We start from the raw sequence: 24374 nt of genomic DNA, 5'->3' as shown, positions 1-24374 counted from the left end.
CTAATTTTTTTCGGTGGTATCGAAATGCAACGACGTCATTTTTTAATCGCCAGTAGCGCGCTGCTATGCGCGCCTGCTGCAATCATTGCTAGCCGAGAGCTGCGGGTAACCAAAAAGCAAGGTAGTGACTTCAGCCCTATTATCAGTGCCGCTAGCGACCGCAGCGGCAACCGTATTGGCGTTTGGCAGGCAGACAGCTGGCAGTATTCACAGCCAATCCAACATCGCGGCCACGACAGCTTTTTCCATCGCCAACGCCAGGAATTATTGTTTTTCTCGCGCCGCCCCGGCCGCGAGCTATACGTTGTCGACGCCCAGAATGGCAGCGTATTACACGCCATCCAAAGCGAAGATGGATACCACTATTACGGCCACGGCTGCGTCAGCGCTGACGGACGCTATCTCTACACGACTGAAAATAATATCCATGACGACGGTGCCGGCTGTATTGGCGTTTACGATTGTGAACAGAATTATCGCTGCATTGGCCACATGGATTGCGAAGGTATTGGCCCCCACGATCTCGCCTTAATGCCCGATGGCGACACTTTAGTCATCGCCATCGGCGGCATTAAAACGCTGCCAAGCAGAGGCCGAACCACGCTGAACCCCGAAAACCTCGCACCGGCGTTACACTACTTAGATTTGAGCAGCCAGCGGGTAATCGAAAAGGTCCCCGCCCCGCACTTCCAACTCAGCTTGCGCCATTTAGATGTCAGTCCAGATGGCAGTGTCTTAGTAGGTGCGCAGTTTCAGGGTAAGCTGCCCTCAGATAAACCCTTGGTCTATCTGCATCGACGCGGCCAAGCCCTATATGCTATGAACACAGCGGAGTTAGCACTGCATTTTCAACGCGACTACATAGCCAGCGTATCGATTGATGATCACGGCGAATGGGCGGTGACGAGCTGTCCGCGTGACAATGTGGTCTGCTTGTGGAATATGCAAAGTCAAAGCTTGGCGCAGGTGTGGACAGTTCGCGATTGCGCCGGCGCCGTCTACGACGCCGCCTACCAACAATTTATTTTGAGCAATGGCGACGGTCAACTCCTGGCATTAGTGCCCGGTAAACGCACTCTGACCCAGCTCGCTTACAGTGTGGGAACACACTGGGACAACCATTTGACCCTGCGCGTGTAAACACAGGGCGCACTCGGAGAACACATGAAACGCAGAACCCTTATCAAAACCGCTGCCGCTGGCTTAATCGGTGCCAATTTGCCAACACTGACACTCGCCATGAGTTCAGCAAACAAGGCTGGCAGTGAGCACTACGATTATATTTTAACGGCGGAGCCCGCCAAGGCGCGCATTGCCAGCGGCGGAGACTCCGACATTCTGGGCTTTAACGGGCAATTTCCAGCCCCGGTGATACGAGCTAAACAGGGCAAACTTCTGCGTATCAAGTTTATTAACAAGCTCGACGAAGCCACCACCATACATTGGCACGGCATCCGGATCCTCAACAGCATGGACGGTGTACCCAACCTCACACAGCCCCCTATTCCCCCCGGCGGCACCTTCCTGTACGAGTTTACCTGTCCAGATGCCGGTACGTTCTGGTACCACCCGCATATGAACAGTGTCGAGCAACTCGGCAAGGGGCTAGTCGGGGCACTGATTGTTGAAGAAGATACACCGCAGGACTACCACGATGTCATTCTTGGTCTAAAAGACTGGCGACTGAAAAACGACGGCAGCTATTTGCCGCTGTCGATACCGAGGGAAGCCTTTCGCGATGGTACTCTCGGCACCATAGCGACCGTGAATGGTATGCAGAAACCCACAATAGAGGTCCCTGCCGGTGAGCGACTGCGCCTGCGCTTTCTCAATATGGACAACACACGTGTGTTTAATTTAAGTATGCGCAGCAATGCCGCTTACATTATCGCGATCGACGGAAGTCCAATTGCCGCACCACTTCCCCTCGATATTCACCCAACCGGCGCCGGCATGCGTCTCGACGCAGGTTTTATTTGTCCCGAAGAAATTGGTGTTGAAATACCAATTTTCGATATGAAGGGTCGATTTGGAGTTGAAATCTGCCGTTTAAAAACGGTGGCACCCAAAACCAAGACGACAAAAAAAGTCGGTATTCCCGCCCTGCCGATAAACCCTATACCCGCACCGGATTTGAGTGCAGCAGAGTCATTAAGCTTTGTATTTGAGTGGGCTGGCGCCTTATCACCGAGCGATGCAAAAGGTCAGGTTGATCATAGCTTTTGGCTAATCAATCGCCGCGCATGGAGTGACCACAGCCATCAACATTTACCGGAGCCACTCGCGACACTTAGCCTTGGCAAAAGCTATATTTTCGAACTCCACAACGCCACCCCCCACCACCATCCGATCCATCTGCACGGCTTAATATTTACGGTGCTTGAGTCTGACAAAAAGGACATCACTCCCTTTCATACCGACACCATATTATTAGAAAAGAACGAGCGGGCAAAAATCGCCTTTGTCGCCGATAACCCAGGTAAATGGATGTTCCACTGTCACGTTATAGAGCATATGAAAACCGGCTTAATGGGGTATATCACTATCGCGTAGGCTTGGAGTACAAAGGCGTGACACGTAAGCACAATAGGGAGGTCTCCAAGTACTATGCACCTTGCGGCTTACGCGTTACTATCAATTTACCGTACCGTTATCCAAGGGCAAGATAAAAACTACAATGCCGATTCTAAAGCGCGCGCTGTTAACAATCGCTGGCAATGTCATCGTCATTTTTGTCCTTGCCCTGCTCGCGCGCGACTACATTCTCAACCCCGACCTTCTAGCGATTGAGCGAGCGTCTGATCAACGTGACATCCAGCGCTTCGACCAAGCCCTAGACCGATATCGGCTAAATTTAGAAGGTCGTATTAAACGGATTTACGCCGCGGCAGGTGTATTAGAGTCTCTCGACAGCAGCATAAATTGGCAGCCAATTATTCAGCATCTTGCCAAGATTGGTGGTTACGAAGAACTAGACTATTTCATTCTCGCCGACGACAGCGGCCAAAATGCGCTACTTCAGGCGGGTGAATTTGTTGACCGAGACAATTCAGCACCCTCGCAAAAGGCCTTGAACGAGATACTCGCTCACATATTGCCTAAGCTGGAACGTCATAACCTCGCCACTATTTCGGGACTATACAAATCAAAGGCCGATGGGCCTATTGCATACGCTGCTGGCCACGCGAGCTGGAGTAGCAAAAAGCTACCCTCGGTTTATATCGCCGTTCGTCGCTTAAATCACACAATGATTCCAAGCTTTACTGAAGCTCTGGGACTATCCGCCCAGGCTATTTCGGAACAAACACTCAAAGAGGAACTTAAATCAAACAACGTGGAATTAGGTGTACGCAGCAATGACGACACCCTGCTCACTCAAGTTTATGGCGATGACGGCGAGCCGCTCATTTCGCTGCGATTCAAAACCGCCCCCCGCGCTTTTGACGACGACACCTTCAGCCCAACCCTCATGGTGGCCATGCTTGCCGTTGCTGCGTCATGGAGCATTGTTTTTATATACCTGTATTACAATATGATTACGCCGGTGCGACGTATCTCTAACACTATGCAGATCATTCGCCAAACCAATAATTACAATAAACACTTAGTGTACAAAAACAATGACGACCTCGGGCTGCTCGTCAAGGAATGCAACGAACTTCTAAAACATGTATCTCAACACACAGAAAAATTGTCCATTTATTCCTATGAAGACGCATTGACCGGCATTGGCAATCGCCGCTACTTTCAAGAACAGCTGGAATTTAATCAACGTGTTGCCAAACGCAAGGAAATGCCGCTCAGCGCCATCGTCTTTGATCTTGACTACTTTAAACAATACAACGACACCTATGGCCACGATGGCGGCGACAAGGTGCTAAAACAATTCAGTAAAATTCTAAGTAAAACCTTCACTCGTGAAACCGATGTTATTGCCCGCACCGGTGGCGAAGAATTTATCGTTGTCCTGCTCGACAGCAATCAAGCGCTCGCCATTCAACTTGCGCAGCGTGCCCTCACCGCCTTAGACAACCAGAATATTCCCCACTCAGGTAATGCAATATCAGACCGGGTCACCGTCAGTGCTGGCGTGGCAACCCTAGTAATAAATGAAACATCAAGCGCTGAAACCCTCATAACTCAAGCTGATGACGCGCTTTACCGAGCTAAGCACCAAGGAAGAAATCAAGTTAGTGAATAAGTCATAGCACAGCAATACCCCTCTCTGAAAAACAGCTCCCCGCCACCCAATATCCCTACTAGCAAGCCGCAGCTGGATAAGCTTAAGCAGATTTCTACCCTTAAGATATTTTAAAAATCCGAGACCGTTAGAACCGCGTATTTTAATCATCAACCGTCATAGCCTGCGCGACTATCAATCTATGCAAAGCGAATTTTTGACGGGACTTAAACAGCAATAAAGGACGCAAGACCACGATGATTATTAGGCAAGACGACATCGCGAAAATGGAAAAACGGTATCGCGGCAGGTTTATCAATAGCGTGCTCGGCGCGAAGCCAGCCCTGCTGGTGGGCAGTCAAGATCTAACAGGAAATACCAATCTGGCAATCATGTCGTCTGTATTTCACTTAGGGGCCAGTCCAGCGCTCATCGGGCTAATTATCCGCCCCAGTGAAAGTGCGAGACACACCCTCAGCAATATACTGTCTACCGGTCACTACACCCTAAATCATGTAAATAGAATTGATATCGCGGCGGCACACCAAACTTCTGCACGCTACCCGACGGAACAGAGCGAGTTTGCAGCCAGCGGTCTTTCACAAACATATCTTAGTGACTTTCCCGCGCCGTTTGTCGCCCAGTCTACTATTCGCCTTGGTCTCAAGCTTGTAGAGCATCAATTGCTATCAATAAACAACACGCATTTGATTATTGGCGAAATTAAACTAATAGAACTCGCTGAGGATGTATTGGGGGAAGATGGTTTTGTAGATATCGCAAGCAATGAAACAATCGCCGCGACAGGCCTCGATAGCTATGCCGTGATTGAAAAAGTAATGCGTTTTAGCTACGCAAAAACTGATTCATGGCCGCAAGAAATTAACGTGGAAAAATAGCTGTGGCGGGCATGAACTACCCGCCACCGTTAAAACACTTTTCGCAAATTATCAGTTGCTCACTTTAATGGGGACCACATTACCATCGTCCTCATTTTGCGCTTTAGATGATGCGGATTTTGCTGCCGCGGCGCTTTTTGCTTTTTTAACAATCGGCTTTTTGACCGGCGTTGTGAGCGAGGATTTTGCACTGCGCTTAGTTGCCGTTTTCTTTGCCGTACTTGCTGCCGAAGCCCCCTGGGCTCTCGTTGGGGTTTTGGCCACGCTACTCGCCGCTGATTTCACCGCCTTTTTAGCAACTGCAGGTTGCTTCTTCTCAGACTGACTTGATTTCGCGGCGCTCAAAAGTTCAGTAAAGGATTTTTCAATACACTCTCTATAAAAGGCGGGATCGGGCATCGCATCGCGATCACCCAGAATCGACATGGTCATAATTCCGTTGGAGCTAAAGATAAGATGGAATAAACCGACACCTGGCGTGAGTAAACCCAAGCCGTAATAGCGGACCATCTGCGCCCCCGCCGAATAAAGCGGGAAAGTCGGGCCAGCAACATTAGAGACAACCGAGCTAATACCCAAAGGTAAATGTCGAGTCCATTTATTATTGGAGTAGCTATTTACCAGCGGTTTTGTGAGCGCAGGCGACAACACACCTGCCAGTTTGAGCACGTCGACCAAGGGTGAGTTTTCACCAAACACCTTGGCTTCCTGTGAACTCGAATAAACCCCCTTAAGCCGTTCTAAAGGGTCAGCCACATTGGTATGTAATTCTACAAACACCGACCCGATCTGATTATTTTCATCAGTCATACCGCGACGGGTACGCATATCCAGCGGAATTGACACGGACAAACTTTCATCGGGCAATTCATTGTGATGCTGTAAATAATGCCGCAAGCCACCTGCAACAATGCAAAGAACTACATCGTTGATTTTTACATTGGCAACATCTTTTAAGAATTTAATATCTTGTAAAGGGAATTCCGCTGCTTCAAATACACGATAAGGTCCTACCGGCGTGTTAAAGCGTGTTTTCGGCGAGTTAATAGACGGAATCGGAATTCGCTTTTGCGCCATTCCCACAGCCATTTTGCCCAAATCACGCAAAACACCAACACCGCCGGCCAGCATTTTCACGCTATTTTTAACGTTATTTACCGCTGACGATGCGGTCAAATACATGACGCCCGGAGATACATCCACATTTACGACTTGCTGCCCCTGCGGCACAGCGGCTGGATCAGGCTCAAGATCATGGATCACCGACATAATCGAGGAACCACCAGCACCGTCTACCAAGGAGTGGTGCATCTTCGTGTAGATAGCAAAACCGCCTTTAGGTACACCTGGGATATTGTCCAAACCCTCTATGATATAAGCCTCCCAAAGCGGCCTATTCATATCCAAGGGGCGTGCATGAAGGCGCGCAACCAAGATACAAAGCTGGCGCCAATCGCCTGGTTGCGGCAAGGCGATATGGCGAATATGGAATTCAACGTCAAAGTTGGCATCTTCCACCCAATACGGGCGATCGACATTGCCGGGCACTCTGAGCAAACGCGAACGGAAAATAGTATGTTTCAGTAGGCGACGCTCAAAATTGGCAATAACCCCCTTAAACCGCACAAAACCACCAGGCGCAGTTGACGGGTCATAAATACCAAGACCACCAACATGCTGAGGGGTATTAGGATGCTCAAGGTTAATAAATGCGGTATCCAAAACGCCAAGCTGCTTCATGCACCAAATCCTCTTATTGTAATAATTGCGTCTAGGGCCTGTTCACAGACCCTAGCTCACAGACCAGACAAAACGGGCTATTGAAGCATAGTACATGAATTTAATGAGGATCAAAGTAATTCAAATGAGATATCGCATTCGGGCACAAAAATGATGCTAGATATACCTGCAAATTCGACTTGCACTCGTATTCAACAGGTATCGGAAGGCTTAAAACCGACGCGTAGCGTACTTAAGGTTTCTCTACCCGTGCCTTGCGCTGACGTGCTGGCGGCGGCGCACCAACGTGCTCTTCGTTTCTTAATCGCGCCAACTCAACCTGTTTTTGGCGATCGCGAAAGCGCTTTTTTTGATCCTCTGTTACCACATCAAAACACGCTGGGCAGGTCACACCTTCTTCGTAGTACTCGCTAGCTTTATCCACACCGTTTATTGGCCGGCGACAACCGTGGCAGAGATCGTGCTCGCCGATTTGCAGACCGTGGGTAACAGAGACGCGGTTATCAAAGACAAAGCACTCCCCCTGCCACAAGCTTTCCTGTTCGGGTATTTCTTCCAGATACTTTAGAATTCCGCCCTCTAAATGGTAAACCTCGTCGAAACCCTCGTGCTTCATAAAGGCCGACGCCTTTTCACAGCGAATACCACCGGTGCAAAACATCGCCACTTTCTTGTGCTTTTGCGGGTCATAGTGCTCGCGCACATATTCGGGAAACTCTCTAAAACTAGTCGTTTTAGGATCAACTGCGCCGCGAAAACTGCCAATTTCAACTTCGTAATCGTTGCGGGTATCGATTAGAAACACCTCGGGGTCTGAAATCAAAGCGTTCCAGTCTGCAGGCTTCACATAGCTGCCCACGACCTCATTGGGATCAATACCGTCGACCCCCATCGTGACAATTTCTTTCTTTAACTTCACCTTCATTCGGTAGAAGGGTTGACTCGTATCGAAGGACTCTTTGTGGCTGAGATTTGCTAGACGACTGTCTGCGCGCAAGTAGTTGAGCACTGTATCAATGCCCTGGCGCGAGCCAGCAATCGTGCCATTTACACCTTCATTTGCCAGTAGCAGTGTCCCTTTGACACCAGCTTGAATACAAACCTCTAACAGCGGTTCACGAATCTCGTGGTAATCAGGAAGGCTAACGAACTTGTATAATGCGGCGACAACAAACTGATCCATATGCTTTTTACCCTTGGTCCTTTTTACTGCCGCCCAAGCAATTTGGAGAGTCGGGGGCCGGCGCCGCTCTGCTTTGCCACTCCTCCGGACTGTAGGTGTGCATTGCCAGGGCATGAACCGGCCCGGCCAACTCCTCCGCCAGCAATTGATACACACTCTGCTGACGCGCAACTTTGCGCTTGGCGCTGAACACCGAAGCGACGATCACCAACTTAAAATGGGTTTCAGAATTTGGCGGTACGCTGTGCATGTGGCTCTCGTTAACCACTTCGAGGTACTGCGGATTTAAAGCCGCAGTCAGCTTACTGGTGATGCTTTCTTGAATAACCGACATGGGGACTCCGCGCGTATAAATCGGCGTGTATTATACACGCCTAGTCAACTTCTTGCCCTTTTCCGCCGCTGAGCGAATTGCTGCGAGATAAGCACGATTCGCCCAGGTACACAGCATTTCTACATCATCTAGCGCTTCTTCAGGTGTTTGATAATACGACAGCGCTATTTCTTTGTTTCCCCGAGGATAGGTAAAGGCCGGCAAACCCAGCGCCTCAAAGTCCTGTTTGCTATCGCCATCGATTTTCAGATACAAGGTGTCTTCCATAATCAAGCCAAACATCAGGCCGTCTAAAAACACGCCATAGCCGCCAAACATCTTACGACCGACGACTGGACCAATTAACTGTAATTGATCCAAAAGATAGCGGAGAAACGCAGATTCAGACGCCATAAACAACTCCGCTAGGCAGCCAGCTCAGCTAAATTAAGCTGGCCTAAACGTTCGGCCAATACCTCTATATCGGATGCTAAACCCCAACGCATATAAGCGAGATCGTCGCATTGATAAACCCGCACTGACAGGCCAACTTGATAGCACTCAGCTTGCAGGCGTTGAGCGCGGGCCAAGGGCATAATTAAGGTGATAAACAGGGCCGAACTCACACAGCGCACGCCGCAATCGGCGAACGTTGCTGCGAGCAAGTCTTTTTGTGCCAGAGATGCCTCTGCTAATTTACTGCGCATCTGACTTTGCCACTCGACATCAGCCAAGGCGCGCCCCCCTATCCACTGTGCTGTGCCACTCACCGCCCAGGGGCCAAGACGGTTATCTAACTCGGATAATAAACCGGACTCCGCGATCACAAAGCCTAAGCGAAGCCCAGGTAATCCAAAAAACTTCCCAACTGAACGCAGTAAAACGATACCCGGCTCCCCCGCTAATGCCGACACATCGCTCTCTGGATTGCCGTCGGCAAAAGCCTGATCGACTACAACCAAGCCATTTGCCGGCAAAAGTGAGCGCCAATAGCGAATGTCATCTATCGACACTTGCTCCGCACTTGGGTTATTCGGGCTAATGAGCACTAAATGTGTAATGGCGTCTCGGCGAATTTGCTCGGCTACTGTGTCGCGTCCGCACCGATCAAAGCACCGCACTTCATGCCCCGCCAAGTGCCAGCGATAACGGTGTTCTTCGTAGCCAACCTTTGCTAGCAGCACGCGTCCCTTGGCAGCAATGTAAGGTAATTCTTGAATCAGCGGCTGACTGCCAGCCGTCGCCAACAAGCAGTGTGCCGGCACACCGTAGTACGCCGCCGCCGCTGCCTGCAGTGCCTCACTAAAATACGGCAGTTTTGAGTAGCACTCGACTGGCGGTGTGGGAACCGGCCACAGCCAGGGATTCACCCCCGTTGCCAGATCGAGCATTGGCTGAGCGGAAGCACTCGCCGGTATATTTCGCGGGTCACCTCCGTGACTAGGCGCCACATACCGAGAGTCGCTCACAACAGACCTCCGACAAGTGCCATAACAACAAGCCACAACAGTAATTGTTTATTAATCAAGACGATACTACGCTCCAAATCACCCGCCTTAGGCGCCATACCACAGCCCAATATCGGTCGCTCTGTGGTTTCGCCGTGATACGTCGCCACGCCACCTAAGTTGATGTTTAAGGCTGCGGCACCGCTGGCCATAACGGAGCCGGCATTGATGCTTTTCCACCGCCACCCCTGGCTGAACCAGCATCTAAAGCCACGTTTAGACAGCTCTAATACACTAAACCCAAACGCGGTAAGCTGGGCGGGAATAAAATTTAACACATCATCGCTGCGAGCGGCCCACCATCCGAAGTAGCGATAGCGGCTGTTTTTGTAACCCCACATCGCATCCAAGGTATTAGCTAAACGATGCAAAACAACCCCAGCAGGGCCAGCTAACAAATACCAAAGCAAGGACCCAAATAAGGCATCACTGCTATTCTCCAGACTAGTCTCCAAACCAGCCGATAGGATTTGGTCGCTGTTTAACTCCGCCGTATCACGACTGACTAGATAGCTTATCCGCAAGCGCGCTTCAGCTAAGTCGCCGGCGGCCAAGCCCTGAGCGACTGGACGAATATGCTCGCACAAACTGCGCCAGCCTATCGCTGAGTAGAGCACAAGGCTATCCACTAAAAACACCAAGGGCGCCGAAAACTCCTCAAGGTAATGACGAAATAGCCACACTAGAATTACCGGTGGCAGAACCAATAGGCTCCACGCGAAAACACCTAATCCGCGCTGCAGCAAAGCAGAATTTACTCGATTTAAGCCGAGCTCGACCCATTTCGCCAAATACCCAAAGCCTACTAAAGGGTGAAAACGCCGCGGTTCGCCGAAAACACGATCCAAGCACAGCGCGCTAAACCAAACCATGGCAATGTACATTGCACTACTCACCATCCGGCATTACCCATCAAAACCGTCAAAGCGGCAAACGCTTTCTTTATGACCATTTGATCATTTACACCACGCGCTGGGAAATCCATAGTTTACTCATTCACGCTGACTGGGGCCTAGCTCGCAGAACCCGAGGTCAAAATCATGCAGGCAAGCAGCCACTGGCAGGACTATCAGCAAAAGTAGAAAATTGTGGCGGGGACTTTAATGAACTCTATAAAGGTGGTCAACCGCTAAGACCAATCAAACTCAGACGCCTAAACGATAAAAGGCAGCGGCATTGTCCCAAAGGACCTTTTTAGCGGCAGCATCGCCGAGAGCGTTGCCTATAATTTCAATATCAACGGGATTAAAAGCCCGCGGAGAGCGAGTTGACGGAAGGTCTGTACCAAACATCAAGGCATCGGGATTGATTTCAAACAAGCGCTTTATCGCTTGGCTGACAGCAAAATCGACCCGACCGAATCCTGTTGCTTTAACTTTGGCACCACTTTCAGCCAGTTGATACAGCAAAGGTAAGCCTTCTTTTGATAAACCCAGATGATCAATACTGATGGCGGGAAGTTTGCAAAGCTTACCAGCAAGATCTGTTAGCGATTTACAATCAGCATAGATTTCAATATGCCATCCCAATAAATCGTATACGCGATGAGCAAACTCACACAGATAGGCGCTACTCTCAGAACCACCGCGCCGCAAATTAAATCTCACCGCGCGCACGCCATGGCTGGCAAGCAACAATAGATCTTCATCGCTTACCGAGTACGGCAGCTGAGTAACGCCAACAAAGGTCGGCCCCAAAGCAGCAAGCGCGGTGATTAAATAACTTTGATCAAAACTCTGAAAGGAACCAGAAACAACTGCACCACCACCAACACCTAAAGCCGCGGTTTGCCCAACATAATCGTCTACTGTAAACGCATCAGGCAAAAATCCATCATTGCTGACCAGAGGGAACGCGGGGTCAATAATGTGTAGATGGGCATCAAAAATCATGTGCTGCATACTGCTCTCACCTCCGCCAGCAGTATTCCCGCCTGCGTATCCGCTACTTTTATTATTAATTTTTAGGCATTCTGTGAAGCCCATCAACATTCGCAGATTTAAAGGATAAAAGCAATGCTCAAAGAACGTCGGTATCAATAGCGGCTAAACGTGTCTTAGCCTCTATCCACTGGGACATATACTGGTGACTTTTTAAGGTCTGGTGACGCAGCATAATACTATTAAAATGGCTTTGGCGATGCGATTCTAGGCTGCACAGCAATAGGTCTACACGCTGTTCAAACAAGGGCAAATACACATCGCGATCAAAGCGCGAAGCAATTAAATTTTTACCTGCAAACTGCGCTATCTGCCAGTCATTTGCTGACTGATATAGCTTTATCGCCGCAACGGCAAATTGATCTGCAAAGGCATCAGAATATGGTGGCAAACCACCTACCACCGCCCCACTCCAAGGCATGTCACCACCCATTCCCTCGGCACCAATATCACTAGTTACCGACGGCGTACCGCACTCCATGGCTTCCAGTAACTTACCTTTTTGGCCCGCGCCAAAGCGCAAAGGAGCCAGACATAAACGCGCGCCGCCCACTACCTCGGCTGCACTTTTTGCCCAGCCTTTAATTAAAAACCCGAGTTTGTCATTGTGCAGTTGCTGGGCCTTGGGTGGTGGATAGGCACCGTAAATATGGCATTCGACCTTAGGTAGAGATTGGCGAATTTTTGGCCAAATAGCCGTCCGCAAATAATGCACCGCATCCCAGTTTGGCGCGTGGCGAAAATTGCCGATCACAACGCAATGTTCACGCCTGTCGAACCCCGACCATGTCGCCGCGCCCTCGTCACTCAAGGTCGAAAGCAAGGGCAAATAATGTAATATGTCAGCTGCTACGCCATAGGTATTTTGTAATAGTGCGAGTTCGTATTCAGAAATGATCAGACTGAGATCACAGCGCCAAATGGCTGCGATTTCACGCTGCGCTAGCTCACTATAAAGATCGCTGCGCTGCACATCGCGACCTTGTTTTAAAGCTTGATGACGAGCGTGACGCAGGCAGTGTAAATCTTCAGTATCTAATATACGCAGTGCTGACTCGCAGCTGCGCTCAATACGCCAGCCAAATTGCTCCTCGGTAAAAAACCGATCGAACAACACGATATCGGGCTTTAATCCGCTAACAAACTCATCAAAACTCGCACAATTTAAGACAATGTCTACCGCATTCACGCCCATTTCGCTTAGATCAACACTGTGCTCGCTGCGCTGTGCCGCGCTCGCGAAAGTCAACCTCGCTCCACGACGCTTAAACACCGAGATCAAATCTATCATTCGACGCCCGGCAGCAGAGGAGTTTGGCTCGGGCCAAACATAGCCGATAATCAGCACGTTCAAGGACGAATCCAAAGCATCGAGGTTTGCGTTATGCGAGAGATCGGTCATATTTTTGCTTAATTAGCCTCGGCGCAAAAATTCGCAAAGCCTTCATTTTCAAGTGCGAAACCCTGTTCCTTAGCGAGCTCCCAGGGGCGCTCGCATTGCGCGGTATACTCACACCATGAATAGCCAGCCGACCGAATACAGCCTTTTACGTCGCGGTCATCACCAACAGCAACGGATTCGGCATTTGATTGATGTGATAAAGGTTGGTTAGAACAAGCACTCAGCAGAGTAAAAAACGCGAACAGAACAAGTATGGGAAACATTTTCTAAACCCTCAAAACAGCAACGACAAACTCAGCCCACTATTTCTAAAGTGCCTGATGTGCGCAAATAATTAATCAAAATCACTGTAGGGAATTGGCGGTTCTGGTGGTGTCCATATTGGCTGCCAGCGATCATTAAACGTATACTTTGCGTACATCACCACATGGTTTGGCTCATAAAAATCTGCGCGCTGTATATCTGCAGCCAAACCAACATACCAGCGTTTACTGACTCTCTTTTCCAGAGCAGCCTCAATTGAATAACCGAAACCGCCACCGGATGAACTACCAGTCCCGAGTAGATAAGGCGCATCTTCGCTAGACCAAGAATTGGAGATAGAGGCGCCTAAAAGGTATGACAATTTAGAACCGTGTCGGCCAAAATATCGAACTGGCAATGACACCGAGATATAATTTTGTGGACTAAAATAAGAACCATGCTGAAGGGTATCTTCGCTTAAATTTTTGTCGTACTGAAAATGCAATACATTCAAACCAACGCGAAATTTACGATCCTCCTCGTCTATCACCCGATGATATACACCACCCAGCAAACCAATTCGCGTGTTGTCTGCGACCTGATCACCCGTAATTAAATGATATTGCAAGCTTGCCCAATAGCCATTGGCACCACCAAGATCATAGCTCAAACCCAATTTTGCACCACTTAGAATGACGCCCCCCCACTCGGCTCCTGCAAAATTGGCACCTAAGGGCACCTCCATTCCCGCGTAGGATAGTGTCGAGCTCACCTCTGGTCTCTGCGATAAAACCGCATTCCAGCCGACGTCTCCGAGGCTGCCTTTTACTCCTGCACTACCGACAATATTAGACTCGCGAAAACCGATAGGCGTAGTCCCAATATCGGCGTGCCACTTGTCCGCCTCCCAACCGACACCAATTGCCATACCGCGGGCGGATTCCGAAAATGGTACGCGCGTTATCGTTGTCGGTGGCGAGGCACCTGGCTCCAGGTAATCGACTGTGCCAGACTTAACGCTGACATAATCTACGCGGAATAATAAATGACCATCTAAGGACGGCACTGGCCAGCGCACTTCTACCGGAATTTGCGATGTCGTATCACTACCGCTTCGGAAATTGTGGTCTATACCGAATTTAATGTAGCCGTCACGCCTTTCACGAATGTCATCAATTGTCGATTTAACACTACTCGTTAACCAGTAGTCATCGTCAGCTAACTGATAGAGTTGTTTTTGACTCAGCTGCTGTGTTGCTAGAGCTGGGTTGTCTTCTACCCTCACCTGCTGCAATGCGGCATAGGCATATTTTTCACTGGCGTCCCAATCCCGTGCAGACTTTTCCAGCAACATCGCCTGGCGAAGCTGCTGCGCACTCAGGTCACTCCGGGTTTCTAACAGCGACATGTATCTATCTCGTTCCGATGTCGCGTCAGCGTCATGTAGCAGCTGAGCGATGTCTAAAATGTCACCGGAACTGAGCGAATCACCACCCTGTAGTATTGCATCGCTCTGTGCACTTAGCTCAGCTTGATTGGCCATTTTTACTGACATTTTTAATAAACTGATACGTGCCGACAATTGACCCGCGCCGGTGTGTTCCGCTGCGCGCTGATACATCGAATACGCAATAATCATATCGCCACGTTCGGTGTAATATCTCGCTCTTGCGAGATCGTACTCAAGGGACAAATCATCTAACTGCGCCTGCTCCGCCGGCGAGTCTGACTCAGCACGCCAGCGCTGCTGCCAACGCATAAACTGGTCGAACTGGTCTAAAGATAATAGCAACCGACCGTAGTCTAATTGCGATTCAAATGCCCATGAATCCTCGGGTACTAATCGGCGCGCGATATCCTCAGCGCGCTCCCGCTCACCCAGATCAACACATATTTCTGCCAAGCGCAGCAGCGCAATTGGTTGCGACTGGTATTGGCTTATCAACTGATCAAGCTGCCGGCTGCGCTCCACAGAGTTATCACTAATCGGCGCCTGTATACCCGCCAAATTTTGCTCCAACGATAGACGCATTAAATTACTTTGCATTGCGGCACTGCGCTGATCAGCGGGAATACTCTCCAATACCGACACCGCACGCTTTACATCGCCACGAGCAGATAAATACAAACCATAGGCAAAGCGCATTTCAGCGCTCTTATCTTTATCTGCCCAATCCGCCATAAGGGCATCACCGCGAGCTTGTTCCCCCACTGTTACTAAGCCCGTTGCTAAGTCAGAACGTTGCCAGGGTGACGTTGGCTGCCTCGCAAGAACACGATTAATCGCCGCAATGTAGCCGTCGCGATTGCGTTGCGGATTAATTCCGGCAAGCGCTTCCAAGTCTTCGTCAATTCTAAGGCTTTGCAATTGCTCGGCAATACGCCGTCGCTGTGGCGCGGAGTATTCGGTGTCGGCTAATTCCAAGGCTGCCCGACGACCACTTACTGCTTGGCGCAATTGCACACGCCCCCACAGTGCGCTGCGATTGCTTGAATCACGTCGCAACGCCTCTAAATAATAAACATCGGCGGTTAATGGCTTAGCGTTCGCAATCGCAAGATCCGCTAAACCAACATAGGTTTCTGGATTAGATGGATCGATTTCTAAAGCAATATTCAGCTCTTCTTGGGCCTGCTGATATTTGCCGCTTTTTATATACGCCTCAGCTCTGCGCAAACTTGACCAATAACTGCTGGCCTTTATCAAGCTAGCCCATTTGCTATTCATATCTGGATCTTGATTGTAGCGCGCCGCATTCTTGAAATAGTGTAAGGCACGATCGTGATCCCCACGCCGCATGTATACGGTGCCGACACCACCGTTCACCTCAGCATCTTCACTGCGACCGCGCAAAGCATAGCGCAACAGCGGCTCTGCCTCAGTAACTCTATTGGCCTCCAGCAAAGCCAAACCTTGTTTTTTTGCTCGGTAATACGGATCCTTCAAACGCTCTCGTTCTTCTGCCTGTTGTTTTAAAACATTGCGGTAACTATTTTGGATACTGAGATCGCTAGGATAGCGCTCAGCCAAAAGCGCATAGTCCGCCAAGACAGCACTGCCTAGCGGCAAACGTCCAAGCGTTCGCAGCCACGAGTCGGCCGCTCTGCGCCCGAGACCGTCGCCCTGCGCCAGTCGTCGATATGTCGCTAACGCCGCTGGATCATGCGGGTTTTGCCGACTTTGAAATTCGGCAAGAGTGAGCTCAAGTAAAGCAACATCGGGATATTCGCGATTTAAGTCGATCAAGCGAGATAAGACATGCGCTTCCTTGCCTTCGATAAAACTTAAAACATCAAGAAGCTCCAGCTCCAGCTTTAAACTTGGCATACCATCTGGAAAAAGCGCTTTATATATTGTAAGTGCATCACCGTAACGAGCCGCGCGCCGAAAAATACGCGCTTGCTGTAAAGCATTTCGTTTGGAAGTCATACTTAAGATGTAGGCTGACAATTGGCGCGTCGCCAAGGAGTCCGGATCAGCTAATTTTCTCGCCTCTAAAATTGCCTTCGCCCGATCCACATCATCATTGATTAAGGCTTTTTGCGCCTGAAAAAAAAACGCCGCAGGATGATTTGGCTCGAGCAACAACAAGCGGTCTAAGGCGCTTTCTAATAAGTCAGGTTTTTCCAGCGCATCGGCCAATTGCATTCGCTTTACTAAATCAGCAACTACCGGGTCATCGCTAAACTCGTCACTATCATTGCGTTCAAATGCCTGACTATCCACGCTTTCAAAGCCAAATTCAGCCGGCGACGACTGTTCGGAACTAGGTGAAGCGCTAAAAAACCACTGATATAGCAAACCAGAAAGTAGCACGAAGACCGCAAAGTATACCCAACGCCACAACTTCAAGACTGACACCCCGTCTGCCAAGCAGTATGCAGCGCGCCATCCTTAGAAAACTGGAAATAGTTTTGATCCCAACCAACACCAAACAAGGCCAACACCGAACTGTAGTAGCGTTCGTTTTCCGTGGCATTAGCTAGCAAACCAGCGGCGCGTTCGCGCTGCTGGATAAGCGATTCCTTTTTATCGTACTGTGTCAAAAATGGTAGCAAGGCCGCTGAAAATCCCGCGGGGCCGGTACCTGAATACACACCCGTACTGGTATTAATTTCCTCAGGGGGTCCATCATTTTTCTCTACGGCGTCGGCCATTGGTTTCATCGCCGAAATCAGTGTCGGCTTTTGCGGATGTGAATCGGCTAGCATACCAACCCATAAATAGTTACGAATCGCATCATAACTTCCCACATCCAACACCCAGTTGGCAGCATTGCTTCCGGCAGGTATTTTTACCCAATCGGGGGAATAGCCCTTTGGCATGGATTGTAAGAGTAGCTTATATGCACTCGCAGACACCTTATCCCAGTTTTTTTGCGGATAAAGCGTGGCAAAACGATCTAATATTTGCAGCGGCGCATAGCTCGGATTCACTCGAAACTCGCCATCACTAACAAACCCCATAGGGGCCGGTAACAGGCTCAATCCCAGCTTGGGGATTTCTACCACTTCGTAGCGGCGAATTTGCTCTAGTAATAAATAGCCCAGCGAAGAGTAATAATAGTGATGCCAAAGTCGCCCCGCCTCAATCAAGCTATAGGCGATCCAAAGGTCAGAATCCGCCGCTGAGTTATTGTCGAGAACACCGTATTTCTTGCCGCCTCGCGAGGTGACTGCTAAATCGCGCTGCCCCCACAACCACGCAGGTAAATAGGCAGCTAGATCGCCTCCCGCCAATTCCCGCTGCGTCCAGGCCAGCACTTGATCAAAACTACTTCTGTCATTCGCCACCAAAGCAAAAAACATCGCATAAGACTGCCCCTCTGAGGTCGTAATATGACGAGGATCACTGCGATCTATTACCCGGCCATCTTCGATGTAAGCTGCCTTAAACGACTCCCAATGGGGCCACTCGCAAAGTGGGTCAGCCGACGCTGGAAACGCAAGCAGCACACTTATGAACAGCAGAGCATACTTCACTATTCATCCTCGCCCGCACGCAAACGCATCGCCGCAATTTGATTTAGAATTCGCCAAATCACGATTACCAACATAGTAATGAGCAAAGCGGCGCACGCCAATAAGATGAAGGGATGATCTGAGAAGTGATACCAAATTAACTGCCATATCGGGAGTTTCCCAACATGGTAACGGTCACCAACGAGGTAGCTGCTAACCCGATCTTCGCGAAACACCGCTACCGAACCAAACATCGCCGAAATTTTGCCACTATCGTTAAACGCAGCGCTGACCTTCGCAAGATCATCAGTTGTAGCGGCCATCACTGAAATCACACTCCGGCCAGGTGTGTAGGGAGATTCGGCGCCCACCACGGCGGCTAGACCACCTGTTGCACTTACATTCACATTGTCCGCAACTTCATTATCAATTGCGCGGCCACTCTCGCCTATATTCAATGACGCTTGACGATTGCGAACTGGAATAGAGATAACCCGTTCTGTTTCACTCAATATCATCGGCAAGGCATCGGAATCAGCCATCGCGGTGCGCAGTGCTGGTGTAACACTAATCGCAAGAATATCCTTATCTTCTAATTGCGCCGGGACCCAGTCATTCACGACCTCAACGCCTACCGCCGGATAGCCAGAGCTAGCGCCAATAAAGCCCAATAACTGAAGATAGGTTTCTATCTCTCTGGCGTTTAGTTCACTGGGAAGGACTACAACCGTTTCGCTCAAATCCGCCATACGTGTAAATGGAAAGCCTGCGTTTGCAAATGCACGCAAGCTCGGCATCTCGATGTAATGCGGGTAACCGGAAAAGTCTAAGCTAGAACTGCCGTCGACTACCGCATTTGGCGGCGCTGCCGGGACTGTTTTACAGGCACCGTTGCTGACACTAGAGAACGCAAATTGGAATTCTAATTGATTTTTACTACCAACTTTAAAAGCGGGAATTCGAACCAGTTCGCCACCGACAAGACTATCGGCAACAAGAGGAATTCGGACTAGATTTTCTCCGCCGCTGACACCACTACTGTTTAAATTGAAAGCCTCTACAAACTGCTTATTAATAGACACACTCATACGTGAGCCATCGAAATCAGCCGACGTCGGCGAGTAGCGGTACTCCAAGTCCATTGGAATTCCGCGACTCCGCCAGGTAAATAAATCCGGTGGCAACTGCAAGCTAATTTTAACTGCTGAGGCATTGCGTCCTATAACTTGCAAGTCCTGCTTATTGTTGACTAATTCAGAGAACAAGACCTTTCTATCTGTGCGTACCCAATTCGGCGCATCGTAAGGGCGACGCGGCTTAATTTGCAGCGCGCGATTGATCTCCGCCAACGATCCAGTAAGTAGCGAATTCCCCAACGCCAAACCCTTTACGGCAGTAAGCAATTCTGAGGTATCGCGGCCCATAATAAGCAAAAGCTTGCTATAGGGGTTTTCAGGGTGACTAATAACCTGCAGCGTAGGCTTATTTACTGGCGGAAAATCTTTTAAAAATGTCGGCCGCTGGTCGTTCGTCATGAAAACCAAGGCATGCTGATGCTGGCTGGGCACAGCATCAATCTGAACTGGAAACTCGGCGCCGCGCCACTGTGACAGAGCGCCAAAATAGGATGCAGTGATACCGGCAGATTTGATGAGCTCAATACTGGGGGAATTGGGCAGAACCACCGGCAATACTAATTTAGTAAATTCTCTTTCATCAAAAAACGGCGCGGGAAGAAAACCGAGCTCATTGCGTAAGCGAATTTTTCGCGACGTGATACGCAAACGGCTACTTTTACTTATCTCTGCCCAAATACTTTGATCGTCGGGATTCCAACATTCAAGATCCAAATGACCAACAAGCTCAATGCGAACCTGGTTATAATTTGCAAAAAACCGCGAATCCAACGGTATTGTCGCACCGCTCATCTGCCCTTGCTTGCCTTCTTCGATGGCAATAACCTTCATTAACTCCTGATTAAAATACACCTTTAGATGGGAATATTTCGCCTGCAGGGCCGGTGAACTAGTAAAACGGAGATCGAACTCGCCGCCGGTAATCACTTCATCGAGCCGCGAGCCAAAGCCGATATGGGTGTCGCTCTTACTGCCTTGCAATTCAATCGAGCCGCCATATCCGATATCACTTAGCGGAAAGTCACGCTCTATAATTGGAGGCTCCTCGTCGACCAATGTCGACAACGGCTCTCCGTAGGAAAACGGTGAAAGCATCACTAGTGCTAACACGAAGATATCTATAATACGGACTCTAGCAATACTCATAGCTGTTCTGCTCTCGGCAACGCTTTTCTAGGACTAAAGGAAGATAAATATTTAAAACGCCTCACTAACCACCGTGCTATATCGGGCAATGGCCGAGGCGCTAGGGCAAATAGACGTCGATAGCCGTATACCGCAGCGCGGAAAACCGCAGCCATACTTGCCATTGGACGATCATACTCATAGGAATCCTGCCACTTCACCCAGGTATCTGCTCGAGCGAAGGTGCACTGCACAAAATCAGTCATTTGCTCGGTACTCAGCGGCTTCAGATGCAAGCCCATAGCATTATCCAGGGTGTAAACACTGCGCATCGGAAAGGTAAACTCGCGATTAGCTCGCATTAAAATAATGTCAATATCGAACTGGCCACGGGGCAATTTACTCATATCCTGCACGGCAACTCGAAGGCCTTCTAGTGAAAAATCCATCACAGTCGCCTGAATTAAATGACCACTATTCAACCTCACCTTAGCGGGTATATTCGTGTCTACGCGATGGACTCGACGCACCTGTTTCATTTCTGAGGCAACGGCAACCGCACTGCCAATAATCAAAACGTTGTAGAGCGTCCAGGTCATATTGACGATAACAGCGCCTATTTCGTTCTCCGGACCATTAAAATAACGATATAAACCAAAACCCAAACCTATAAAATTGGCGAGGACAAGGAACATATACGGTTTGGATATAACCCAATCATAATAGGAATTTTCGACTAGGCCGCCCTTGGCGGTAACGTTGAAACTACCTTTTTTAGGTGCGAACAGAGCAACCGTGGTTGGTCGCGCAATATACCAAGACAGAACAACCTCGTAGACTTCACCCCAAAAGGAATAGCGATATTTTCCCTGCATCCGCGAATTGGTAATACTGGAATGCAGAATATGAGGCAGTACATATAAGACCAGAACCATCGCCGGCGCGTATATTACGTAGGCGTGAAAAATCAAAAAGGCCAATGGCGCCGTCAAGAATATCAAGCGCGGAATACCCGACAAAAAGTGCAGCATAGCGTTTAAATAACAGAGCCGTTGCTGCCATTTTAGCCCAGGGCCAAACAGCGGATTATCAGTTCGCAGTATCTGCGCCATCCCCCTTGCCCACCGAATACGCTGACCTATATGTGCCGACAAGGTTTCGGTGGCCAAACCCGCCGACAGTGGCGCTCGTAAATAGGCAGAGTGGTATCCGCGACGATGCAATCGCAAAGAAGTGTGGGCGTCCTCGGTTACCGTCTCCACGGCGATACCGCCTACCTCTTCTAATGGACCGCGCCGCAATATTGCACAGGAACCACAGAAAAAGGTGCTATTCCAGAGGTCATTACCATCTTGTATTAAGCCGTAAAATAGCCCGCCTTCATTCGGCACTTTTCGGAAGTTAGACAAATTGCGTTCAAAGGGGTCCGGCGAAAAAAAGTGGTGCGGTGTCTGTATTAATGCGAGTTTCGGGTCCTTTAAAAACCAGCCCATACTTATTTGTAAAAAAACGCGGGTGGGAATGTGGTCGCAATCAAATATCGCGACATATTCACCACTGGTTTGTGCCAGTGCGTAATTGATGTTTCCCGCTTTTGCGTGATTATTGGTCGGCCGCCGGATATAGCCCACACCAACCTCTGCGGCAAAGTCTTTGAAACTATCGCGCTTGCCATCATCCAGAATATGGATATGTAGCTTTTCTTTAGGCCAGTCTAAACCCAAGCAGGCGTATACCGTTGCCCGCACGACACTCAAATCCTCGTTATATGAAGGAATCATAATGTCGACACTTGGCCATTCGCGAGAGTCAGCGGGTAAGGTGACGGTGCCTCGGTGCAGCGGCCGGATGTTTTGCACATAGCCCAACAACATAACAAGCCAGGCGTAGGCCTCCGCCATTAGCAAACCAATGCCAAAAACCAGCCCAATTGGGTCATCGAAATTTAAGGTCGAGGTGCAGCGCCACCAGACGTATCTGCCGGAAACAAGCAGTGATATCCCCACCATTAACATCAGCGGCAGGTGGCCGGGAACACGGTTGAGTGCGTATGCAAGAAGGAACAAAAGGCTGACGAAAATAAATTGATCTTCGACTGTCAGTGGCACAGTGAAACTCATCAACGCCAATATGACTAATAAGACCCCGACTAAGGTTCTCGCTAGCGCTGTCAGAAAAACAGGCTTTTTCGATGGTGTCTTACTTGTAGTCGTAGATTGCGACTCGAGCTGCTGAATGTAACGACTCATACTCCGTGTAAGTACATTAGCAAACAGCAGCGCCTTACATTTAGAGATAAAACGCCATAGCAATGTTAAAGGCTCGTCGGAAGGCTGTTCCGCGCCATCGACACCTATTCGGGTCCGTGCCGGAGGCGACTGCCGAACAACGATTACCCAGCAGAGTTGAATCAGGAATCGAAATAGATCACTAACCCGAGGCCGACTAAAATTGATATGGGGAAAATAGACCAGAGGCAATCTCCAGCTTTCCACACCGGCGATGGTCGGTTTTAGAAACACAAAACACAGGCTCAGCCAAAGCGGGACCACTATAAAGCCGGCCAGTCGATAGGGTTTAAGTCCACGAAATGCGAGCATTCGGCTAGCGTAATAGCGCCTCATTACCGGTATGAGTTCCCCGGAATGCAACTCGCTGATGTCAACCACCTTAGGCATTTTCAGCGTCCTCGCCTAAACGCCCCAAGCACCAAAGTGCTAGAGAATGGTAGTCACTGCTCGCCTGGCTGCTAGGCATATACGTGTTAACAGCTGTCATATACGCCGCTGCCTCTGGCACAGCGGTGTCACGGTGAATAGATGCCGGCAAAACCTGCGCCGCGAACTCTGCTTTTAGCAGCAACTCAATATCCAAACTCAATGCTGAATTGGTATCAACTTCATTGAGAAGATAGAGCTGTTTGTCAGCTAGGGTTTCACCATTCAACGCAGCTTGCTTTAGCAGCCGATACGTACCCAAATCTGGATGGGCAACATAGAAACTAAAATCGGCCAGTGCATATATCGCTTGATAACATTCACTAATCAAATTATCGCTGAGTGCTTGCTGGCGATCCACCGGCATGTCAATCAACACCCACTCGTCCTGTCGCAAAGCAAATGTATCCGCAATCGACTTTATCGATGACATCAACACTTCCCGAAACCGCTTGAATTGATAGGGTGCTAGTTCGCCAAATGGCAAAACACGTCGCCCATCACTGGCCTGGAAAGCACATTGCTTCCAATCCGCTCCGGTAGCAATTGCCTGTGCCCAACCACTGATACACTCTTGCGACACACCAAAGTGCAAGCAGAGCTGATTATCTGGATGCAAATCAATAGATAGGGTCTGCTCGCCTGCATTTTGCAGACTCGCCGCTAAATTCGACACAACCGTCGTTGCACCAGCGCCACCGCGCTGTCCTGAAATAATAACAAGCGGCACTAGGGGGTCCCCTCAGATGTCCCTATTTTATCATCCTTGCGCAGCGGGGGATTACGCTCCAATCCATTCATATGTGCGAGCGCAGGCCACTTCATCAATATAGAAAGAACGTACTCATTCTCACTCAATTCCTGATACCCAGAGGCATCATCACCAAAGGCGCTATATGCGGTATTAATATCGCGGCTACTATTCGACAACACAGTGCTCCTCACTGTTTTCCAACATACGTGAAAGATGCGAATTTAGACTAACGATGATACATGCCTGCTTCCAAATAAGCACTTAAGTAGCTA

19 protein-coding genes are annotated in these 24374 nt (G+C 49.5%); 4 read left to right on the top strand and 15 right to left on the bottom strand.

Annotation, left to right across the window (positions count from 1 at the left end):
* Positions 1 to 24: 24 nt before the first annotated feature.
* The 4 genes from AAC007_RS11000 (at position 25) to AAC007_RS10985 (ending at position 5079) form a co-directional block, all read left to right on the top strand.
* Positions 25 to 1140: a DUF1513 domain-containing protein gene (locus AAC007_RS11000; protein WP_296436428.1), complete on the top strand. Its 1116-nt coding sequence runs from the start codon at positions 25 to 27 to the stop codon at positions 1138 to 1140.
* Between the two features lie 24 nt (positions 1141 to 1164).
* Positions 1165 to 2553 carry a multicopper oxidase family protein gene (locus tag AAC007_RS10995; protein WP_296436427.1) on the top strand — a complete coding sequence of 463 codons (1389 nt, stop codon included), beginning with the start codon at positions 1165 to 1167 and terminating at the stop codon, positions 2551 to 2553.
* Between the two features lie 124 nt (positions 2554 to 2677).
* Positions 2678 to 4201 carry a diguanylate cyclase gene (locus AAC007_RS10990; RefSeq protein ID WP_296436426.1) on the top strand — a complete coding sequence of 508 codons (1524 nt, stop codon included), beginning with the start codon at positions 2678 to 2680 and terminating at the stop codon, positions 4199 to 4201.
* Between the two features lie 236 nt (positions 4202 to 4437).
* Positions 4438 to 5079 carry a flavin reductase gene (locus tag AAC007_RS10985; protein WP_339676756.1) on the top strand — a complete coding sequence of 214 codons (642 nt, stop codon included), beginning with the start codon at positions 4438 to 4440 and terminating at the stop codon, positions 5077 to 5079.
* A gap of 51 nt (positions 5080 to 5130) precedes the next feature.
* Here AAC007_RS10985 and AAC007_RS10980 read toward each other — a convergent pair whose 3' ends face one another.
* The 15 genes from AAC007_RS10980 to AAC007_RS10910 form a co-directional block, all read right to left on the bottom strand.
* Complete coding sequence (locus tag AAC007_RS10980) at positions 5131 to 6819, bottom strand: wax ester/triacylglycerol synthase family O-acyltransferase (protein WP_339676754.1); 1689 nt, start codon at positions 6817 to 6819, stop codon at positions 5131 to 5133.
* 232 nt (positions 6820 to 7051) lie between these two features.
* Positions 7052 to 8002: a rhodanese-related sulfurtransferase gene (locus AAC007_RS10975; protein WP_339676751.1), complete on the bottom strand. Its 951-nt coding sequence runs from the start codon at positions 8000 to 8002 to the stop codon at positions 7052 to 7054.
* A gap of 7 nt (positions 8003 to 8009) precedes the next feature.
* Positions 8010 to 8336, bottom strand: coding sequence for a BolA/IbaG family iron-sulfur metabolism protein (locus tag AAC007_RS10970; RefSeq protein WP_295872395.1), 327 nt, complete (start codon positions 8334 to 8336; stop codon positions 8010 to 8012).
* Between the two features lie 30 nt (positions 8337 to 8366).
* Complete coding sequence (locus AAC007_RS10965; RefSeq protein ID WP_295872398.1) at positions 8367 to 8729, bottom strand: TfoX/Sxy family protein; 363 nt, start codon at positions 8727 to 8729, stop codon at positions 8367 to 8369.
* 11 nt (positions 8730 to 8740) lie between these two features.
* Positions 8741 to 9784, bottom strand: coding sequence for an aminotransferase class I/II-fold pyridoxal phosphate-dependent enzyme (locus tag AAC007_RS10960; protein ID WP_339676747.1), 1044 nt, complete (start codon positions 9782 to 9784; stop codon positions 8741 to 8743).
* Positions 9781 to 10722, bottom strand: coding sequence for an adenosylcobinamide-phosphate synthase CbiB (gene cbiB, locus AAC007_RS10955; RefSeq protein WP_339676745.1), 942 nt, complete (start codon positions 10720 to 10722; stop codon positions 9781 to 9783). The genes AAC007_RS10960 and cbiB overlap by 4 nt, the downstream gene beginning before the upstream one ends.
* A gap of 246 nt (positions 10723 to 10968) precedes the next feature.
* Positions 10969 to 11724: an amidohydrolase family protein gene (locus tag AAC007_RS10950; protein ID WP_295872402.1), complete on the bottom strand. Its 756-nt coding sequence runs from the start codon at positions 11722 to 11724 to the stop codon at positions 10969 to 10971.
* Positions 11725 to 11842: 118 nt separating this feature from the next.
* Entirely contained in the window at positions 11843 to 13165 is a 1323-nt protein-coding gene (locus AAC007_RS10945) for a glycosyltransferase (protein ID WP_339676741.1), read from the bottom strand.
* An 8-nt stretch (positions 13166 to 13173) separates the two neighbouring features.
* Positions 13174 to 13428, bottom strand: a complete 255-nt coding sequence (locus AAC007_RS10940; RefSeq protein ID WP_296436416.1) for a hypothetical protein — start codon at positions 13426 to 13428, stop codon at positions 13174 to 13176.
* Positions 13429 to 13499: 71 nt separating this feature from the next.
* Positions 13500 to 17261, bottom strand: a complete 3762-nt coding sequence (locus AAC007_RS10935; RefSeq protein WP_339676738.1) for a cellulose synthase subunit BcsC-related outer membrane protein — start codon at positions 17259 to 17261, stop codon at positions 13500 to 13502.
* Complete coding sequence (bcsZ, locus tag AAC007_RS10930) at positions 17258 to 18391, bottom strand: cellulose synthase complex periplasmic endoglucanase BcsZ (RefSeq protein WP_339676736.1); 1134 nt, start codon at positions 18389 to 18391, stop codon at positions 17258 to 17260. Before bcsZ ends, AAC007_RS10935 begins: the two co-directional genes overlap by 4 nt.
* Positions 18391 to 20652, bottom strand: coding sequence for a cellulose biosynthesis cyclic di-GMP-binding regulatory protein BcsB (gene bcsB / locus AAC007_RS10925; protein WP_339676734.1), 2262 nt, complete (start codon positions 20650 to 20652; stop codon positions 18391 to 18393). Before bcsB ends, bcsZ begins: the two co-directional genes overlap by 1 nt.
* Positions 20649 to 23309, bottom strand: coding sequence for a UDP-forming cellulose synthase catalytic subunit (gene bcsA / locus AAC007_RS10920; RefSeq protein WP_339676731.1), 2661 nt, complete (start codon positions 23307 to 23309; stop codon positions 20649 to 20651). The genes bcsB and bcsA overlap by 4 nt, the downstream gene beginning before the upstream one ends.
* On the bottom strand, positions 23302 to 24078 hold the full coding sequence (gene bcsQ / locus AAC007_RS10915) for a cellulose biosynthesis protein BcsQ (protein ID WP_295872416.1): 777 nt from the start codon (positions 24076 to 24078) through the stop codon (positions 23302 to 23304). Before bcsQ ends, bcsA begins: the two co-directional genes overlap by 8 nt.
* Positions 24078 to 24278, bottom strand: a complete 201-nt coding sequence (locus tag AAC007_RS10910; protein ID WP_295872418.1) for a hypothetical protein — start codon at positions 24276 to 24278, stop codon at positions 24078 to 24080. The genes bcsQ and AAC007_RS10910 overlap by 1 nt, the downstream gene beginning before the upstream one ends.
* Positions 24279 to 24374: the final 96 nt, after the last annotated feature.

It is taken from the genome of uncultured Zhongshania sp. (assembly GCF_963975605.1).
In the GTDB taxonomy this organism is placed as follows: Bacteria; Pseudomonadota; Gammaproteobacteria; order Pseudomonadales; family Spongiibacteraceae; genus Spongiibacter; species Spongiibacter aquimaris.
This window is presented reverse-complemented; position numbering and strand designations above follow the sequence as displayed.

Bases quoted from the DNA above. Each gene is read 5' to 3' on its own strand.
- AAC007_RS11000 (WP_296436428.1), top strand. From the start codon at position 25: ATGCAACGACGTCATTTTTTAATCGCCAGTAGCGCGCTGCTATGCGCG.
- AAC007_RS10995 (WP_296436427.1), top strand. From the start codon at position 1,165: ATGAAACGCAGAACCCTTATCAAAACCGCTGCCGCTGGCTTAATCGGT.
- AAC007_RS10990 (WP_296436426.1), top strand. From the start codon at position 2,678: ATGCCGATTCTAAAGCGCGCGCTGTTAACAATCGCTGGCAATGTCATC.
- AAC007_RS10985 (WP_339676756.1), top strand. From the start codon at position 4,438: ATGATTATTAGGCAAGACGACATCGCGAAAATGGAAAAACGGTATCGC.
- AAC007_RS10980 (WP_339676754.1), bottom strand. From the start codon at position 6,819: ATGAAGCAGCTTGGCGTTTTGGATACCGCATTTATTAACCTTGAGCAT.
- AAC007_RS10975 (WP_339676751.1), bottom strand. From the start codon at position 8,002: ATGGATCAGTTTGTTGTCGCCGCATTATACAAGTTCGTTAGCCTTCCT.
- AAC007_RS10970 (WP_295872395.1), bottom strand. From the start codon at position 8,336: ATGTCGGTTATTCAAGAAAGCATCACCAGTAAGCTGACTGCGGCTTTA.
- AAC007_RS10965 (WP_295872398.1), bottom strand. From the start codon at position 8,729: ATGGCGTCTGAATCTGCGTTTCTCCGCTATCTTTTGGATCAATTACAG.
- cbiB (WP_339676745.1), bottom strand. From the start codon at position 10,722: ATGGTGAGTAGTGCAATGTACATTGCCATGGTTTGGTTTAGCGCGCTG.
- AAC007_RS10950 (WP_295872402.1), bottom strand. From the start codon at position 11,724: ATGCAGCACATGATTTTTGATGCCCATCTACACATTATTGACCCCGCG.
- AAC007_RS10945 (WP_339676741.1), bottom strand. From the start codon at position 13,165: ATGACCGATCTCTCGCATAACGCAAACCTCGATGCTTTGGATTCGTCC.
- AAC007_RS10940 (WP_296436416.1), bottom strand. From the start codon at position 13,428: ATGTTTCCCATACTTGTTCTGTTCGCGTTTTTTACTCTGCTGAGTGCT.
- bcsB (WP_339676734.1), bottom strand. From the start codon at position 20,652: ATGAGTATTGCTAGAGTCCGTATTATAGATATCTTCGTGTTAGCACTA.
- bcsA (WP_339676731.1), bottom strand. From the start codon at position 23,309: ATGCCTAAGGTGGTTGACATCAGCGAGTTGCATTCCGGGGAACTCATA.